The organism is Demequina sediminicola (assembly GCF_000975055.1).
In the GTDB taxonomy this organism is placed as follows: Bacteria; Actinomycetota; Actinomycetes; order Actinomycetales; family Demequinaceae; genus Demequina; species Demequina sediminicola.
Genome location: NZ_BBRB01000001.1, coordinates 567,491 through 583,216, shown reverse-complemented (window position 1 = coordinate 583,216; position 15,726 = coordinate 567,491). Strand labels below are relative to the sequence as shown.

Genomic DNA, 15,726 nt, shown 5'->3' with positions numbered 1-15,726 from the left:
CATGGGTGGGGGCGAATGAGGTCGGGCAGTGAGCCCAGCCGATGCCTGGGTTACGCCGTGTGTGTCCGCTTTACTCGGCGGCGACGCACCAGAACGATCACGGCCGCTGCCACGATGCCAAGCACGGCAAGCCAGGGCAAGAGGACTCCGAGAGACACAAGGGCTGCCGACGCGAATCCCGTGAGCGCGTTCCAGCCAGTCTCAATACCGCCCAGGAAGGTGCTGGGCGAGTCGTCTACGAGTACAGCCGGTTCCGTGGTGAGCGAGAGGTCAACCGTCGACATTGACACTTGATCGCTGAGGCCACGTTGGCGTGCTTCCAGGCTCTCAAGTTCCGAGCGGCGGCTATCGAGTTCCGACTCCAGCGCGATGATGTCCTCGATGTCCTCCGCCTGATCAAGCAGCGCCTCGATGCGATCCGTGGATGCGGTGAGCGTAGAGATCTCCGCGTCAAGGTCGGTGACCTCGCGGGTGACGTCGAGCGTGTGGGTGTTGAACTCGTCGACGCTGCCAAGTGCGCGAAGGTCGTCAACCACGGCGTCGAGTTGATCCGAGGGGATGCGGAGCGTCATCCAGGCCGAGCCGCCGTCGTAGTCCGTCGGGGCAGTCTCACTACGTCCATCGATACGACCACCCGCATCGGTGACAATTGCTGCCGCGTCGTCCGCGACAGCAACGGGGTCGTCAACAGTCATGAACATCGACCCGGTGACAATCACCGAGCGGTCATCCACCACGCTCTCGGTTTGCTCAATGCCGATGTCGCCGCCGCCCGAGGCGTCAGCCATGGACTCTTCCGTCGTCAGCGCTTCGCGATCAACGAGCGCGTCATCCTGACCCGAGTAGGCCGAGCTGCTGTCCTCGCTACTCGCAGAGCATCCCGTCATGAGCAAGGCCGCGAGTATGAGCACGGCACCGAGGACGCCGGCGCGGAGTCGTATGAGTTGGCGCTGCGGGGCCGGGAAGCTGTGGGTCGGGGTGAAGGTGTCCATACAAGGTCGACGACCACGGGTAGCAAACCGTTGGGGTGAGACAACCGTGATCCCTGTGGCAAACACTTGCGAACCCCTGCAAAGCCCTGCAAACCCTTGCGAAGTGGCAATATTCCGCTGTTTTGGCGCCTCTAGACAGCGAAATGGAGCCATTTGGCGGGGTGGGGGAGGTTCGCTGTGAGCATAATTTGAGATCGCCGCATCCAAACGCATCCCTCAGTCGGAAGTGGTTCATAAGAGGTCACACCCCGGTGGCCTCGGAACGTACTACTGAAGGAGAGCATCATGCGCACGTCACTGATCGCCGGCGCCGCAGCCGGCACGCTCCTCGCCGCTGGCTTTGCAGCGCCCGCCCTCGCCGTCGAGGACGGAATGGCAGAACTGTCCGTTCTGCACGGCATCCCCGACATGACCGTTGACGTCTACGTTGACGGCGCCAACACCATCGACGACTTCGCCCCCGGCGACCTCGCCGGCCCACTCGACCTGGCACCCGGAACCTACTCGGTCGCACTGACCGCATCCGATGCCGCCGACGACTCTGACCCCGCCCTGGGCCCCATCGACATCACCGTTGAAGAAGGCATGAGCTACACCGCAGTCGCTCACCTCGACGCCGACGGCATGCCCACCGCGAACCTCTTCACCAACGACATCTCGGAAACCGCTGCTGGTGAAGGACGCCTCACGGTACGCCACGTGGCCGCCGCACCTGCAGTAGACATCTGGGCAGACGGCAGCGTCCTCTTTGAGAACCTCGCCAACCCCAACGAGACCATGGGTGACGTCCCCGCAGGAACCTACGAGGCAGCAGTGTCGCTCACAGGCGAAACTGACCCGGTGCTTGGCCCCACAGACGTGGACATCGCTGACGGCGTGAACACCATCGTTTACGCCTGGGGTTCCGCTGAAGACGGCAACCTTGACCTCGCGGTCCAGACCGTCGACGTTCACTCGGCATCGCCCACCGCAGTGGAGGCCGGCCAGTACGGCTTTGCTGACGAAGGCTCCTCGCCACTGCCCGCCGTTGCTGCAGTGCTCGCCCTGCTTGGCCTTGCAGGCCTGGGTGTGCGCTACGCACGTCGCTAACACTGTCCCCTGACGAGGGGAGGGCGCGCTGTTGCCGCGCGCCCTCCCCGTTTCCCTTTTTAGACCACCACGGATGGGAGCCGCCATGACCACGTCACCTAGGCATCGGGCCGATGCTCGTTCAACGCGTCGTCTGAGTGTCACGTTGGCGCTCGTGGCGGCCGTGGTGGTCTCTGGTTGCTCGGGAGCGGGAACGGCTGCCGAGATCACCGCCGCTGCAGAGCCAAGCCCAGCCGCGAGCGTCACGACAAACCTGGCGCCAAGCCAGACACCTGTCACAAGCCCGTCGCCGGTGGCGCTCGACATCCCGATCCGCTCATCGGCACCCGAAGCTCAAGCGGCTCCCCAGGTCGATGAACCGCAACGATTGTCCGTGCCGTCGCTCAGTATCGAGATGCCGGTCACCTCCGTCGGCGTGGAACCGGACGGCGCAATGGAGATACCCGATGACGCCGATGTGGCGGGATGGTACGAGTACGGTCCTGCTCCAGCGGAGCAAAACGGCAACGCCGTGATGGCGGCGCACGTCGACTCGCTTGAAGGCCTTGGCCCTTTCAGTCGGCTCCTGGATGTGGAACTGGGGGCTCAGATCGACGTCGAGTCGGCAAGCGGCGACACGCTGATCTACGAGGTTGTGGAGGTGGAACAGACAGACAAGCGTGAGGTAGATCTGTCCGGAGTCTTTGTGCCGGAAGGGCCTGGTCAACTGGTTCTGGTCACGTGTGGAGGCCAGTGGGATGGTGACCGTGGACACTACAACGACAACGTCATCGTTACCGCTGTCCTGGCAGATGGCATATCGTGAGCGTCATCGAGTTGGTACGCAACCCAGGAGACGCACGAATGACCACTGGTCCGGCTGTCGTGAATGACGCAGCGCGCGCGCATGCGTTCGCGGCCGGCGACCACAGTGCGTTGGAGTCGCTCTACAAGGACGTCTCTGCCCTGGTCTACACCATGGCGTTGCGTTCCCTGGGTTCACCGGCCGATGCTGAAGACGTCACTCAACAGACCTTCGTGTCAGCGTGGAACGCGCGCGAGAGTTTTGACCCTGACCGGGGTGACCTTCGCGGTTGGACTGTGGGGATCGCCAAGCGACGGATTGCCGATGCGCTCGCGGCTCGCGGACGTGAGGCTCGGCGGGCTGAGGCCGCGCAAGGAAACGTCACAGCTATCACGTCCGATGACTCTGACAACGTTTTGCTGGCGTACGAGGTTGAAGCGTTGGGCGACCCACGAAAGACCATCGTTGCCCTCGCGTACTTTGAAGGCGCTACTCACCAGCAGATCGCCGCAAAGCTTGATATGCCGCTAGGGACAGTCAAGAGTCACTTGCGCCGAAGTTTGCAGGAACTACGTCACCGATGGGAGGTGTCAGATGTCGCATCTTGATGAAGAGTCGCTTGCCGCGATTGCGTTGGGAGACGGGTCGGATGCCGATGCCGTACACGCCCGCGAGTGCGAAGCCTGCGCCACTGCTGTGGCCGACTACGAGCGTCTCACGCAGTCGCTCGGTGCTCTTGACGGGACCATCGAACTGCAGACGCCTCCCGTCTCTGTGTGGAAGTCGATCGCTGCTGCGACTGGCGCGGACGCGTCGACGGAGTCTGCTCAACCAGATGCGCCTGCGCCTGCACCGACGCTTGCGCCTGCTGCCGAGCCTGAGCCAGCACCCGGAGGTGTCACTGATGAGCTCGCACAGCGCCGGGCTCGTCGCTCCACTGGCCCGTCCTGGTGGGCGCTCGCTGGTGCCGCAGCAGCCGGTGTCGTCGTCGGTGGCGTGGGAGTGTCGCTTGCCTCAGCCGATGGGGGAGAGCCCGCGGATGTGGTGGCCAGCGCCCCGCTTGCTCAATTGCAGACCGAGTCCTCGGCTGGAACTGCTGACCTTGAGGTGAGGGAAGACGGCACTCAAATCCTTGTGGTCGAGACCGACTACGAGGAACTGACAGACGCCTATCTTGAGGTGTGGCTGATCGATGAGGACATTGACGGCATGGTCAGCCTCGGGCACCTCACGGGTGACCGAACCGAGTTCACCTTGCCTGAAGGGTTTGACGTCGAACTGTTCCCAATCGTCGACATCTCGATTGAGCCCACCGACGGAGTTCCTACCCACTCCGGTGATTCTGTGACGCGCGGAGTCCTCGAAACCTAACCCCGGCATCGGCCGTCTTCAGGCCGTGCGAACCCCGTCGAAACACCGCCATTGGCTCTTTTGTTGAGACGGGCGTAGGCTTCGCAGAAAGGCCCGGAATTCCGGGCTTCTCGCATATATAAGGACCGATGCCCCATGGCCACAGACGTGGTGTGGATGACTGCCGCTGCACACCAGCGGCTCAACGACGAACTCGCCGAACTGACCCTTGAGGGACGTGAACTCACTGCCGTCGAGATTGTGCGACTGGCGGAGTTGCGCGACCTCTTGGCGCGCGTAGAGATCTCGCAGATGCCTGACGACGGGCTGGTGGAGCCAGGCATGCGTGTGACTGTCAGTTTTGACGACGGTGCGGAGACGATGGAGTTCATCCTCGGCGAGCGTTCCATGCTTGCCCTCGATCCCGACCTCGACTTGCCCGTGTATTCGCCGACCTCACCTCTGGGTGCTGCCATTAACGGCATGTCCCAGGGTGACACCGCCACCATTGATGCGCCTCGTGGTGCACGCACCGTCACCATCGTGAAGGCACAGCCCGTCACCTAATCCCCCTGATGCCGGGATTGGGTCCCGGCACACACGCTGCGGATTCCCTCCCGGACCTTACGGAATGAGGAAGTTCGTATGACTGCATTGCACCCCCGCCTGGTCTCGGTGTACGACGAGGTCACCCAACGCAACCCTGGTGAGTCCGAGTTTCATCAGGCTGTCAGGGAAGTGTTCGAGACACTCAGCCCCGTCGTGGTGAAGCACCCCGAATATGCCGATGCCCAGGTACTGCAGCGATTGTGTGAGCCTGAGCGGCAGATCATCTTCCGAGTGCCGTGGGTGGACGATGCCGGGCGTGTGCAGGTCAACCGCGGATTCCGGGTGGAGTTCTCCTCGGTGCTGGGACCGTACAAGGGTGGACTGCGCTTCCACCCCAATGTGTATGCCGGCACCGTGAAGTTTCTGGGCTTTGAACAGATTTTCAAGAACTCGCTGACCGGCATGCCCTTGGGCGGCGGCAAGGGTGGCTCGGACTTTGATCCCAAGGGCCGCTCCGACGGCGAGGTCATGCGGTTCTGTCAGTCATTTATGACGGAGTTGCACCGCCACATCGGTGAATACACCGATGTTCCCGCCGGAGACACTGGCGTGGGAGCGCGCGAACTGGGATTCCTTTTTGGCCAGTACAAGCGCCTGACGAACCGCTATGAGTCAGGTGTGCTGACCGGCAAAGGCCTCACGTGGGGTGGTTCGCAGGTGCGTACCGAGGCCACCGGCTTTGGTGCCGTCTACTTTGTGCAAAGCATGTTGGCGCTGTCCCAACGCGATCTGGAAGGCCAACGCGTGGTGGTGTCCGGGTCCGGCAATGTGGCTATCCATGCGGCACAGAAGGCTCAAGAACTTGGCGCCGTAGTGGTGGCCTGTTCTGATTCGGGCGGTTACGTGGTTGATGAAGCCGGGCTAGATATTGATTTGCTGAAGGACATCAAGAATGTGCGGCGGGGGCGCATGTCCGACTATGCGCGGGAACGCGGCCTGGATCACATCAGCGCAGGCAGCGTGTGGGATGTGCACTGCGATGTGGCGATCCCGTGCGCGACTCAGAACGAGCTCGGCGAGCGCGAGGCGCGGGCGCTTGTCGCAGGCGGGGTCTCCGTCGTCGCGGAAGGTGCCAACATGCCGTGCACGCCCGATGCTGTCCGCGTGTTCCGGGACGCTGGCGTGGCGTTTGCGCCAGGTAAGGCCGCGAATGCTGGGGGAGTGGTGACGAGTTCACTGGAGATGCAGCAGAACGCGTCACGTGATTCCTGGACCTTTGCTCACACAGACGAGCGCTTGCGTTCGACGATGACCGAGATTCACGACCGCTGCCTCAGTACAGCAGACGACTATGACGTCCCCGGGGACTACGTAGCGGGCGCCAACATCGCCGGGTTTACCCGCGTGGCCGACGCGATGTTGGCCTTCGGAGTGATTTAGACGTCGGTGCGGTGGAAGTTCATGAAGCTCTTCGAGGCTGTGGGGCCCCGCTGGCCGCGGTAGCGCGACCCGTACTTGTCTGAGCCGTACGGGTGCGCGGCAGGGGAAGAGAGGCGGAAGAAGCACAGTTGCCCGATCTTCATGCCCGGCCACAGGTTGATGGGCAACGTGGCCATGTTGGACAGCTCGAGCGTGACGTTGCCCTCGAAGCCTGGGTCAATGAACCCTGCAGTGGAGTGAGTGAGTAGACCCAGGCGGCCTAGTGACGACTTGCCTTCCAGGCGTGCAGCGATGTCGTCGGGAAGCGTCACGGATTCGTAGGTGGACCCCAGCACGAACTCGCCGGGGTGCAGGACGAACGGGCCATCGCCATCAACCTCGACGAGGCGAGTCAGCTCGGGCTGCTCAGCCGCCGGGTCGATGGCCGCGTACTTGTGGTTGTCGAACACCCGGAAGAACTTGTCGAGACGCACGTCGATCGACGAGGGCTGGATCATCTCGGGGAGGTATGGGTCGAGGGCCACGCGGCCAGAGTCGAGTTCGGCCTGGATATCGCGATCGCTGAGCAGCATGGCTCGCATCCTATCGGCCAGGGCCTCGCATTGTTAGTCCCGTCCGAAGACTGGTGTGCGCGGTTCTTGGGCGAGGGACCGCTTGCGCCTAGGCTGTCCACCATGAAGGTCATCAGTGTGGTGGGCGCTCGGCCCCAGTTCGTGAAACTTGCTCCTGTGGCTCAGGCCATGGATGAGGCTGGCGTGGAGCACATCATCGTGCACACAGGTCAGCACTATGACGCCGACATGTCGGACGTGTTTTTTGATGGTTTGTCCATCCCCACGCCTGATGTGCACCTTGGGGTGGGATCCGGTTCGCACGCCACGCAGACGGGTGCCATGCTGGCTCAGCTCGAACCGGTATTCCAGGAACACCAGCCCGATTGGGTACTGGTGTATGGCGACACCAATTCGACGCTGGCTGCGGCCCTTGCGGCCGTCAAGATCCACATCCCGGTGGCCCACCTTGAGGCCGGTCTGCGGAGTTTTAACCGCCGTATGCCGGAGGAGCACAACCGCGTCATGACGGACCACTGCTCGGACCTGCTGTTGGCGCCTACTGATGTGGCGCGCGAACACCTCACCACTGAGGGCCTTGCGGAACGCACCGAGGTGGTGGGTGACGTGATGGTTGATGTGTGCTTCACGGTGCGCGACGCGGTTCTCGCGAAGGGTGCAGTGGACGAGGGCGAGCCGTATCTGCTGTCGACGATTCACCGCGCTGAGAACACCGACGATCCTGAGCGTTTGCGCACCATCATCGATGCCCTCGCTGACGCTCCCGTTCCGGTGCGGCTCCTGGCTCACCCGCGCTTGCGGGCAAAGGCGGAGGAGTTTGGTATCGCTCTTGACCGCGGTTCGATCGACGTGCGTACGCCCGTGCCGTATGCGGAGATGGTGACGTCAGTGCTGGGCTCGGTGGGTGTGGTGACTGACTCTGGTGGCTTGCAGAAGGAGGCGTACCTCCTGGACCGTCCGTGCACGACGTTGCGCACCGAGACCGAGTGGGTGGAAACCCTGCACGACGGATGGAACGTCCTGGTCGCGGACCCTGCGGACCTCGCTTCTGCACTCGCGCGTCCTCGACCTACTGCACCGCGTCAGGCACCGTACGGCGACGGTCACGCGGCTGTGGCCGCGGTTCAGGCGCTCGCTGCTCACCGCGCCGGAGCCTAAGGGCACGGACGCGTCGATACGCGAATGACGAAGGGGCAAGCGCGCTGGCGCTTGCCCCTTCGTCATGTGCAGGTGAATCTACTGGTTCTCGAGCAGGCGGATCACGCGGGTGGGGCTCGTCACGAACGGCGTTGACTTGCGCTTTTGAGCGAGCTTCCAGGCACCCAGCACCGCTGCCGGCTGGTCGACGTACACGTAGTCGGCGTCGTCGATGATGCGGCGTGCGGCGGCGTTGCTTTTCAGGAGCCGTGCCATGCGCCAGCGTGGTCCGCGCAGCGTCAGCCGCTCGGCCTTGGCTTTGTTCCACGGGCGGCGGCTCCGTCGCCGTGCTGCAACTCCGGCATCGAGTACGAGCGGCTTGGGATCGTCCTCGCGCCAGTGCGTGAGTGGGCCAAGGGTGATGATGGTGACCTCGTCGGCTCCCGCTTCGCGAAATTGGTCCACATAGGTCTGGAGGGCGCTGGAGCGTCGCAGTTCCATCGCGCTGAGGATGGCAACAGTGGTCACGCGGACACCTCCGTGGCAAGAGCGTCGATACGGGGGGCAAGTTGCGCGTCGCGCCGTAGCGCTTCACCGAACGTGAGCGCGGCGGCATAATCCTCGGCCGATGCCTGCTTGAGCTGGGTGACGGTCTCACCAAGCGTCGTGGCGATGGCCTCTGGCGTCACCTCCGGCACGGCGGTCCACAAGGGGTACTCGCGCAGCACATTGGAGGAGTCGTTGGTGGGGGCGTGAACGGAGATGATCGGTTTGCCTGTCGCGGCGTATTCGAAGACCTTGCCACTGGTGACGTAGCGGCCCTCGCCGAGCGCAAGCACAAGGGCGTCTTGCCGTGCGTAGAAATCGCGCACCTGGCCCTTGTGTACCTGACCCACAAACGTCACCCCTGCGTCGCGCGCGGCGTCGAGCACTGCGGCCAGGTCGCCACGGGGGGTCGCGAAGTATCCCAAGTAGCCGCCGACTTCGAGGGTCGCGTCTGCTGGGAGGTGGCCTTGTTCCTTGGCGAGAGTCCAGCCCTTCATGAGGGACTCGAGTGGAACCTTGGGGGTGATGGTGCCGAGGTAACCGAAGCGCATCGGCCCGTCTGCGGGAGGCGTCGCTGCTTCGCGCTCTCCAAACAACGCCGGGTCCCACCCGTTCATGACGACCTGCATCTTGTCTGCGGCGAAGGGGTATTCCTTCTGGTGCCACACGCGGATGGCGTCGTTGACGAACCAGGCCTCCTGCGCGGCCTCGAGGTAGCGCTTCTCGAGTCGTGCGACGCGAGACTTCTCGGGGAAGAGGTAGCCGCCATCGAACACGTCAAGACGCCAGCCGTCGCGGTAGTCCATGACGAACGGCACCCCAGCCTTGCGGTTCAGGTGATACGCGCCTTGGAAGTCGACGTTGGGGTTTGCTGTGGCGATCGTGAGATCCACCGGGTCTTCGGCATGCACCTTTTCTACGGCGTCTTCAAGCGCTCCGCGCCACTGCCCGTAGTTGTGCTCGGGGAAGGGGATGCGGTCCAGACGGCTGCGGATCCGGTTGTACGAGCGCGATCCGAGGTATGCACGTGCGCGAGAGAACTCTCGCACGTCGGTTTCCTGGGTAGCCCACGTAAACGGCACACGGACCACGTTGACACGTGGGTCGACGGCGTCGTTCATGGACATGTCGACGCCGATGTAGCGCTCATATGAGTCTTCGGGCGCAGCCAACACGGTCACTTTCCACCCGGCCTCAACAAAGGCGTTGGCGGTGGCGACAGCGCGGTACACGCCCCCGGTGCGGGCCGGGGCAAAGCCCCACGCGATATAAAGCAGATGCTTGGTCACGGTGAACCATTCTTGCACCCTTAGCGAACACGATGGGGATTGGGCGCCCGCCCGGTGGAGCGGGCCCTGGTCAGTTATGATTCCCGCCATGCCGAACCTTGTTGTCGTGACCCCGTGGTTCGCCACTCCTGACAGCCCATTTGCGGGCATTTTCGTGGCGCAGTGGACGCGCACTATGCACTGGGATCCAGCCGAGGTGACGATCATCCATCTCCACACGGTCGCGCCCGACGCCGATGCCACGGTGGAGCGCCGCACCACGGACCTCGGCACCGTGGTCCGGATCCCCATTCCGCTGGACCCCGCCACCTCACGCGTCGACGTCGCCAAGGCTCAGGCGCATGCCCTCGAGACTCAGGCACCGCCGGAGTACTACGCGGCCGAGGTGGTGCATGCCCACGTGGGAATGCCTACAGCGTGGGCTGTCACTCAGCATCCGCCAGCGGGTGCCCGCATCGTGACGATTGAACATGCGTCGTATTTGACGACGTTGATGAATCAGGACGCGACCCGCGCGATGTATGCGCAGATGCTCGATGGTTCTGCGTTGCATCTGGCTGCCGGGGAGCGCGAGGCTCGCATGCTTCGCTCCTACCTGCCCCAGCACTCACACAAGATCTTTGGCGTGGGAAACCCGGTGGACGACACGGCGTTCTTCCCGCGTGAGACTCCATCGACCCAACTTCAACATTGGCTTTACGCGGGGAACCTCATTCAGGCCAAGGGCATTAAGCGCGCTGTCGAGCTCTACATTGCGTGGCGTGACCGCCATCCTGACCGTGAGGGGTCCTTCACCCTCGTGGGCCAGGGTCCGGAACAAGAGGTCGTTGAGGATTTGGCACGTAAGAGCGCATGGGCGGACGAGATTCGCTGTGTTGGCTCGAGGACCTCTCAAGAACTTGGCGACATGATGCGCCAGGCCGATGTTCTGGTCCATTTGTCGCACAAGGAAACGTTTGGTTTGACGGTCGTGGAAGCGGCGATGTGTGGAACCCCGGTGGTGACGACAGCGTGCGGTGGGCCCGAGGACACTCTTGCAATCGCAGTGGCTACTGGGCGTGCTCGTATTCTTGAGGTGACACCTGAGGACGATGATCTCGATGCCCTCGACGACCTTGCGGGTGAACTCGCGGACAGCGACGATTCGGCGGCCGTGAACCTGCGTGAGCGCTACGGCGCTCACGCGTTTGGCGAGAGGCTTCAGCGAGCATCGGCCGGTGGGGATTTCTTTCAGTCTGCGGGGCGTGAGCCACGGGTGACGGTCGTGTCGACCTCCAGCAAAGGCAATCGGCTTGCACAGCAGATGTCTGCACTGATCCTCGATTCCCATGCCCAGCCGGTAGTGGTGATGCAGCCCAAGGCCGCGCTCGACGCACTGGACCCGCGCGCTCTGTGCGTCGATCTGACAGGGCTTGGTACTGCACCCGGTGCCGGCGCGTATCTGACGGTGGGCTACGTGGTTCCCGTTCTTGCGGTCGGCATGCCTGTGCGGTGGATTGCCGCGCGTGCAGGCAAGGCCCCAGGGGCTGTGGGCAAGGTCGCGCGCGGTGTCCGCCGTAAGGCCGGCTTGAGTGTGGGCAATGCGAAAGCGAAGCGCAGGGCCCTGAAATCTCAACCCTCGGGGATCGCTGGTCCCTTCCGTCTGGTGAGTGCGCCAGTCGGACACGCCGTTGCGGCCGTCGCCCCAGAATCTTTGACGGATGGTGCCCGCTGGATGGCATGCGATGGACCTGCCGAACGATTGCTGGCTGCTTTGGAAAAGCAGCATGGCTTCCAGGCGGAACGCATTCTCCCCAGTGCGCGGGCTGTGGTTGACGTGACGGTGGGTAGCTAAGTCCGTCCCCCACGAATCACGCACACATCTCTGCGCGCAGCGCTGGTGTTGTCTCCGCGCCGCCGCCTGTTGAGTATCCTCGGAACAAGCGCTGGAAGGGTTGGTGGTTGAGCTGCGTGACGCGACAGGCACGCCGCAGTCATCGGCGACCCCGATGTCTGCCGACATCAGCATCGTGACCTCCGGACACGACATCGCCGATGCGCGTCTCCACCGCCACGTTGCCGCTCTCCGCGAGCAGGGATTCACCGTCGAGGTTCTTGCGCTGGGTCACGCGGAAGACGCGCCCCACGGCGTGGTTAGGGCCGTGACACGCGCGCGTCCTTCTTTGTGGAAGCGGGTGGCGTTGGCGCGCGAGTATGCCCGTCAGGCCATCGGCGATGTCCTCATCTCTCTGGATCCCGAGAGCGCCTTCATGTGCCGGAGCGTGGCCCGAAAATCGGGCAAGCGCTTTGTGGCTGATGTGCACGAAGACTATGTGGCCGTGCTCTCTGACCGCACCTGGTCCAAGGGAGTGGCTCGCTGGGGTGGTTCGCTTCTGGCGCGTCTGGGGAACCGGGCAGCGGCCAACGCGGATCTGACTGTCGTGGCAGACATCCATTTGATGACTGAGGTGCCGGACCGTGTGGTGGTGCGCAACGTGCCCAACTTGCCTGCGCCTGCCACCCGGGACCCGCAACCGCGTGCCGTCTATGTTGGTGACCTCCGCCGTAGCCGTGGGCTCTTCGACATGCTCGATGTGGTGGAGCAATGTCCCCACTGGGAACTGGACCTCGTGGGGCCCGTTGCCCCGCAGGATGCGCCCCTGGCTCATGAGCGTGTTGCCGCGCTCGATGGTCGCGTCAGGATCCACGGACGAATGCGGCCTGATGCGTCGTGGGCATTGGCCGATGGGGCCTGGGTTGGCTTCAGCCTGTTGCACGACACCCCGGCTTTTAGGGATGCTGCCCCGTCCAAGATTTATGAGTACCTGGCTCACGGCATTCCCGTGGTCGCAACGGACCTGCCCGTGCAGGCCGGCATCGTGAATGATGCGGGCGCGGGCGTGGTCGTGACCGACATCGCGGGCAGTGTGGCAGCGCTGAAGAGTTGGGAGGCCGCTCCGGATGCGCACGAAACTTGTATTCACAACGCGGTCGATTGGGTCGCGAACGCCCCTCAATACGCTGAGGGAAGCGTCCGTTTGGCCGAGGCTATGGTGACGTTGCTGGGCCGTGACTCATGAAGCTTGTGGTGGTCACTCCCTGGTTTCCTGACGAGGAGCGGCCGTACACCGGTGTTTTTGTGCGCCAGTGGACCGCAGCAATGGCGTTGCCGGCTCACGACGTCACCATTGTTCACTGCCTCGACGTAGCACCCGGAACAGATGCCGCCGTGGTCACTGAAGCGCATGACTGGGGCACGCTCGTTCGCGTGCCTGTCGCCCACGAGCCGTCCCTGCCTCGCGCCGCGACCGCCACGCGACACCGTGAGGAGCTCACACGTCACGTGTTGCCGCTCCTCGAAGCGGCGGACGTTATCCATGCCCACGTTGGTATGCCGTCGGGTGCTGCCGTGGCCTCTCTCGTCGCACCCCACCAGCGCTTCCTCACCATTGAACACGCGACATACTTGCCCACCCTGCTTGCCCACCCCACCGCTGCACAGGCCTACCGGGACATGCTTGAGGCGACCGACCAGCACCTCGTTGTGGGTGAAGACACCGCACGGATGGTGAGAGACCGTTTCCCCGACCTACGTGAGCGCGTGGCCGCCGTCGGCAATCCCGTGGATACAGATGTGTTCCGCCTGCGGGATCAGCCCGTCGGCGCACTCGACCGGTGGCTTTACGTCGGTAACTTCATTGAACGCAAGGGCGTGCACACCCTCGTTGAGGCGTTCATTGAGGCCCACCAGCGTGCCCCTGAGCGCCCACTGAGACTCACTCTCGTGGGGTCAGGGCCGCTGGAAGAGACACTGCGGGCACGCATCGCTCAGGCAGGGATCTCCGACGTCGTGGACTTCCCAGGACCGCTGACGCCCTCCCAGGTTGCGGACACCATGCGGCAACACGATGTCCTGGTGCATCTGTCGCAGTTCGAGACGTTTGGGCTCACCGTCGTTGAAGCCGTCGCGACGGGGCTGCCGGTCATCGTCACCGCATGTGCCGGGCCAGAAGAGACGCTCCGTGCGCCAGCGCGCCACGGGCAAGCGGTCCTGGTGCCGCTCGACGCGGACGCGAACGTCGTGGCAGATGCCTGGCAGGACATCGACGCGCGCCACCGTGACGCTGAGGCCGCACGGGCCGATGTCGTGGCGGCCTTCGGTGTCACGGCCTTTGGTGAACGTGTACGGCGCGCCTCAGAGGGCTTCCCGTTCCGCGCGGTGCCCCCGGCTCCTACCGCGGATCACGTCATTGTGGTGGCCGTGACCGACGACGCCTCACACGAAGTGCGGTACGTGGTTCCCGAATTGGTCCGTGCCGGCGTCCCCACCCTGGTGGGCGTGACCGGGTCGAGCGCCATGGCAATGCTTGACCCCGGTGCACACGGGATCGACCTCGCCCGCTCGTGGAACTCCGTTACCCGCATCCACGTGGAGTCCGCGCTCGCGGACGCTCTGCCAGGTTCCGGTGCCGCAGTGGCGTCAGGTGTGGCTCGGCTGGTGGGACGCAACGCCAAGGCCGTTGAGCGCTACACCGTGGGTGCGGAACGCTGGATCGCGCGGATTGAACGCGGCTGGAAGCGCCGGCGGTCGGGGCGCCGCGCCGTCCTCGCGGAGACCGCGGCAGCCGATCCGGGAGTGCAGAGCGCCGTCAGCGACAAGGTTTCCGCGGCGCTTGCGGGCCGAGCGCCCGCACTTGTTGTCGCGGCAGGCGAGGAAAGTGTGCCGCTCGCGCTCGCGGTGGCGGACACCTGCGGCGCGACAGTGGTCGACCTCGCTCGCCTCGAGCAGTGGCTACGCGACTTGGGAACCGGACCAGCTGACGGAACCCCCACTGTCACCTAGAAGGTGCGCAACTGTCACCTAGACGGTGCGAACCCCAATGCTTGACTGAGTCGCCGTGCGGTCTCTTTCCCGTCGTGCCAACGCAACGCATAGTCACGTGCACGCGCGGCGAGTTCACGAGGTGCCGCGGGGACGTCACTCCACTCGTGGAGACGGTCTGCGAGCTCTGCTGGGGTGGTGGCCGCGATCGGGAGCTCTTCCCCAGTCTCACGCCGCACCGCGTCGCGCAATGGTTCCCCAGCGAGCGCCACGACCGCACGTCCGGCGAACATCGCCTCAACGGCCGCCACGCCGTACAGGTTCAGGCGGAACTGGTCCGCGACAACATCGGCCCTCTCCACCGCAGCGGGCACCTCTGAGGCGTCCATGCGACCAGGCGTCAGCCACGAGACACGTTCCGGGTCAAGGGACTCAACCGCGATGCCCAGATCATGGGTGCCTTTAATCCACGGATTTGACGGCAAATGCAGCACGCGCAAGGGCCGTTCACACGCTGCCGGCGTCAGCGCAGTCCACGGTGCGGGATCAACCACGACGGGGACCCACGTGCCATGCGGCACATGCGCGGCCAAGTCAGGGGTGGTGAACAGTTGCGGGCCCTCCCACGCCTCCGCCAGTGCATGGTTGCGGCGTGCGCGAGCTTGCAGTGCGGCGATGTGGCCGCGGCGGCTCGTGTCATGGAACGGGGAGTGCGGGTTCGCTGGTGCATCAATGCTCGGCTGACGGATATCCGTCCCGTGCCACAGCATCGCCACCGTGACGCCCCTGTCAGCGAGCGCTCGTGCCTCTGCCAACGGATCGAAGCCCAAGAGCGGACCAAAGAGCGGCCGCCCCGATTCCATCACCACATGTGTGAAGTGGGTGGCCACATCATCAAAGACGCGCCGATGCCACGCGGCGGGCAGGCCCGCAATGTCCCGCGGGCTCGTGTGGGTACTCGGAAACGCAAAGCCACTCCCGGCGGTGTGTGTCCACGTTTCTGCTGCGACGTTGGGGTGCCGACTGTTCAGCGCGTGCGCCCACGCGGCACCTTGGCCAGCAAAGTTTGCCGGGGCAATCAGGAGCCGATGCTGAGCGTCGCTGACAGGAACACCGGCCCACGGGGATGCTGCGGTGCGCGCTCGTCGCCTCATGGGCCGCCATCGGATGGTCTCGA

15 protein-coding genes are annotated in these 15,726 nt (G+C 64.2%); 10 read left to right on the top strand and 5 right to left on the bottom strand.

Annotated features, from left to right (window positions below):
• Positions 1 to 50: 50 nt before the first annotated feature.
• Complete coding sequence (locus AOP79_RS02750; RefSeq protein WP_062070196.1) at positions 51 to 992, bottom strand: DUF4349 domain-containing protein; 942 nt, start codon at positions 990 to 992, stop codon at positions 51 to 53.
• Positions 993 to 1,277: 285 nt separating this feature from the next.
• On the opposite strand from AOP79_RS02750, the gene AOP79_RS02745 reads away from it, so the two are divergent.
• The 6 genes from AOP79_RS02745 (at position 1,278) to gdhA (ending at position 6,204) form a co-directional block, all read left to right on the top strand.
• On the top strand, positions 1,278 to 2,081 hold the full coding sequence (locus AOP79_RS02745; protein WP_062070194.1) for a DUF4397 domain-containing protein: 804 nt from the start codon (positions 1,278 to 1,280) through the stop codon (positions 2,079 to 2,081).
• Positions 2,082 to 2,166: 85 nt separating this feature from the next.
• Positions 2,167 to 2,886, top strand: coding sequence for a class F sortase (locus tag AOP79_RS02740; protein WP_062070192.1), 720 nt, complete (start codon positions 2,167 to 2,169; stop codon positions 2,884 to 2,886).
• Between the two features lie 38 nt (positions 2,887 to 2,924).
• Positions 2,925 to 3,473 (top strand): RNA polymerase sigma factor, encoded by a 549-nt coding sequence (locus tag AOP79_RS02735; protein WP_062071027.1) that lies wholly within the window; start codon positions 2,925 to 2,927, stop codon positions 3,471 to 3,473.
• The gene (locus tag AOP79_RS02730; RefSeq protein ID WP_062070190.1) at positions 3,460 to 4,236 is read left to right on the top strand and encodes an anti-sigma factor; all 777 of its coding nucleotides are present in this window, start codon (positions 3,460 to 3,462) and stop codon (positions 4,234 to 4,236) included. The genes AOP79_RS02735 and AOP79_RS02730 overlap by 14 nt, the downstream gene beginning before the upstream one ends.
• A gap of 135 nt (positions 4,237 to 4,371) precedes the next feature.
• On the top strand, positions 4,372 to 4,782 hold the full coding sequence (locus AOP79_RS02725; protein ID WP_062070188.1) for a GreA/GreB family elongation factor: 411 nt from the start codon (positions 4,372 to 4,374) through the stop codon (positions 4,780 to 4,782).
• A 78-nt stretch (positions 4,783 to 4,860) separates the two neighbouring features.
• Complete coding sequence (gene gdhA / locus AOP79_RS02720; RefSeq protein WP_062070186.1) at positions 4,861 to 6,204, top strand: NADP-specific glutamate dehydrogenase; 1,344 nt, start codon at positions 4,861 to 4,863, stop codon at positions 6,202 to 6,204.
• On the opposite strand, the gene dcd is transcribed toward gdhA, so the two are convergent.
• The gene (gene dcd / locus AOP79_RS02715; RefSeq protein ID WP_062070184.1) at positions 6,201 to 6,776 is read right to left on the bottom strand and encodes a dCTP deaminase; all 576 of its coding nucleotides are present in this window, start codon (positions 6,774 to 6,776) and stop codon (positions 6,201 to 6,203) included. The two genes, gdhA and dcd, sit on opposite strands and share 4 nt — an antisense overlap.
• Before the next feature lie 102 nt (positions 6,777 to 6,878).
• Here dcd and wecB point away from each other — a divergent pair, with 102 nt between their 5' ends.
• Positions 6,879 to 7,934, top strand: coding sequence for a non-hydrolyzing UDP-N-acetylglucosamine 2-epimerase (wecB, locus tag AOP79_RS02710; protein ID WP_062070182.1), 1,056 nt, complete (start codon positions 6,879 to 6,881; stop codon positions 7,932 to 7,934).
• A gap of 78 nt (positions 7,935 to 8,012) precedes the next feature.
• Here the strand turns inward: wecB and AOP79_RS02705 are convergent, their stop codons facing one another.
• Both AOP79_RS02705 and AOP79_RS02700 read right to left on the bottom strand, forming a co-directional pair.
• Positions 8,013 to 8,441, bottom strand: coding sequence for a hypothetical protein (locus AOP79_RS02705; RefSeq protein WP_062070180.1), 429 nt, complete (start codon positions 8,439 to 8,441; stop codon positions 8,013 to 8,015).
• Positions 8,438 to 9,748 (bottom strand): glycosyltransferase, encoded by a 1,311-nt coding sequence (locus AOP79_RS02700; RefSeq protein ID WP_062071026.1) that lies wholly within the window; start codon positions 9,746 to 9,748, stop codon positions 8,438 to 8,440. Before AOP79_RS02700 ends, AOP79_RS02705 begins: the two co-directional genes overlap by 4 nt.
• Positions 9,749 to 9,836: 88 nt before the next feature.
• On the opposite strand from AOP79_RS02700, the gene AOP79_RS02695 reads away from it, so the two are divergent.
• The 3 genes from AOP79_RS02695 to AOP79_RS02685 all read left to right on the top strand — a co-directional run bounded on the left by AOP79_RS02695 (position 9,837) and on the right by AOP79_RS02685 (position 14,570).
• On the top strand, positions 9,837 to 11,582 hold the full coding sequence (locus AOP79_RS02695) for a glycosyltransferase family 4 protein (protein WP_161794213.1): 1,746 nt from the start codon (positions 9,837 to 9,839) through the stop codon (positions 11,580 to 11,582).
• Positions 11,583 to 11,685: 103 nt separating this feature from the next.
• Positions 11,686 to 12,807, top strand: coding sequence for a glycosyltransferase (locus AOP79_RS02690; protein ID WP_062070176.1), 1,122 nt, complete (start codon positions 11,686 to 11,688; stop codon positions 12,805 to 12,807).
• On the top strand, positions 12,804 to 14,570 hold the full coding sequence (locus tag AOP79_RS02685; RefSeq protein ID WP_062070174.1) for a glycosyltransferase: 1,767 nt from the start codon (positions 12,804 to 12,806) through the stop codon (positions 14,568 to 14,570). Before AOP79_RS02690 ends, AOP79_RS02685 begins: the two co-directional genes overlap by 4 nt.
• A gap of 14 nt (positions 14,571 to 14,584) precedes the next feature.
• On the opposite strand, the gene AOP79_RS02680 is transcribed toward AOP79_RS02685, so the two are convergent.
• A complete protein-coding gene (locus AOP79_RS02680) occupies positions 14,585 to 15,703 on the bottom strand; it encodes a glycosyltransferase (protein ID WP_161794212.1) in 1,119 nt (372 codons plus the stop codon).
• Between the last annotated feature and the right edge of the window lie 23 nt (positions 15,704 to 15,726).

Bases quoted from the DNA above. Each gene is read 5' to 3' on its own strand.
- AOP79_RS02740 (WP_062070192.1), top strand. From the start codon at position 2,167: ATGACCACGTCACCTAGGCATCGGGCCGATGCTCGTTCAACGCGTCGT.
- wecB (WP_062070182.1), top strand. From the start codon at position 6,879: ATGAAGGTCATCAGTGTGGTGGGCGCTCGGCCCCAGTTCGTGAAACTT.
- AOP79_RS02730 (WP_062070190.1), top strand. From the start codon at position 3,460: ATGTCGCATCTTGATGAAGAGTCGCTTGCCGCGATTGCGTTGGGAGAC.
- gdhA (WP_062070186.1), top strand. From the start codon at position 4,861: ATGACTGCATTGCACCCCCGCCTGGTCTCGGTGTACGACGAGGTCACC.
- dcd (WP_062070184.1), bottom strand. From the start codon at position 6,776: ATGCTGCTCAGCGATCGCGATATCCAGGCCGAACTCGACTCTGGCCGC.
- AOP79_RS02745 (WP_062070194.1), top strand. From the start codon at position 1,278: ATGCGCACGTCACTGATCGCCGGCGCCGCAGCCGGCACGCTCCTCGCC.
- AOP79_RS02685 (WP_062070174.1), top strand. From the start codon at position 12,804: ATGAAGCTTGTGGTGGTCACTCCCTGGTTTCCTGACGAGGAGCGGCCG.
- AOP79_RS02750 (WP_062070196.1), bottom strand. From the start codon at position 992: ATGGACACCTTCACCCCGACCCACAGCTTCCCGGCCCCGCAGCGCCAA.
- AOP79_RS02735 (WP_062071027.1), top strand. From the start codon at position 2,925: ATGACCACTGGTCCGGCTGTCGTGAATGACGCAGCGCGCGCGCATGCG.
- AOP79_RS02680 (WP_161794212.1), bottom strand. From the start codon at position 15,703: ATGAGGCGACGAGCGCGCACCGCAGCATCCCCGTGGGCCGGTGTTCCT.
- AOP79_RS02725 (WP_062070188.1), top strand. From the start codon at position 4,372: ATGGCCACAGACGTGGTGTGGATGACTGCCGCTGCACACCAGCGGCTC.
- AOP79_RS02695 (WP_161794213.1), top strand. From the start codon at position 9,837: ATGCCGAACCTTGTTGTCGTGACCCCGTGGTTCGCCACTCCTGACAGC.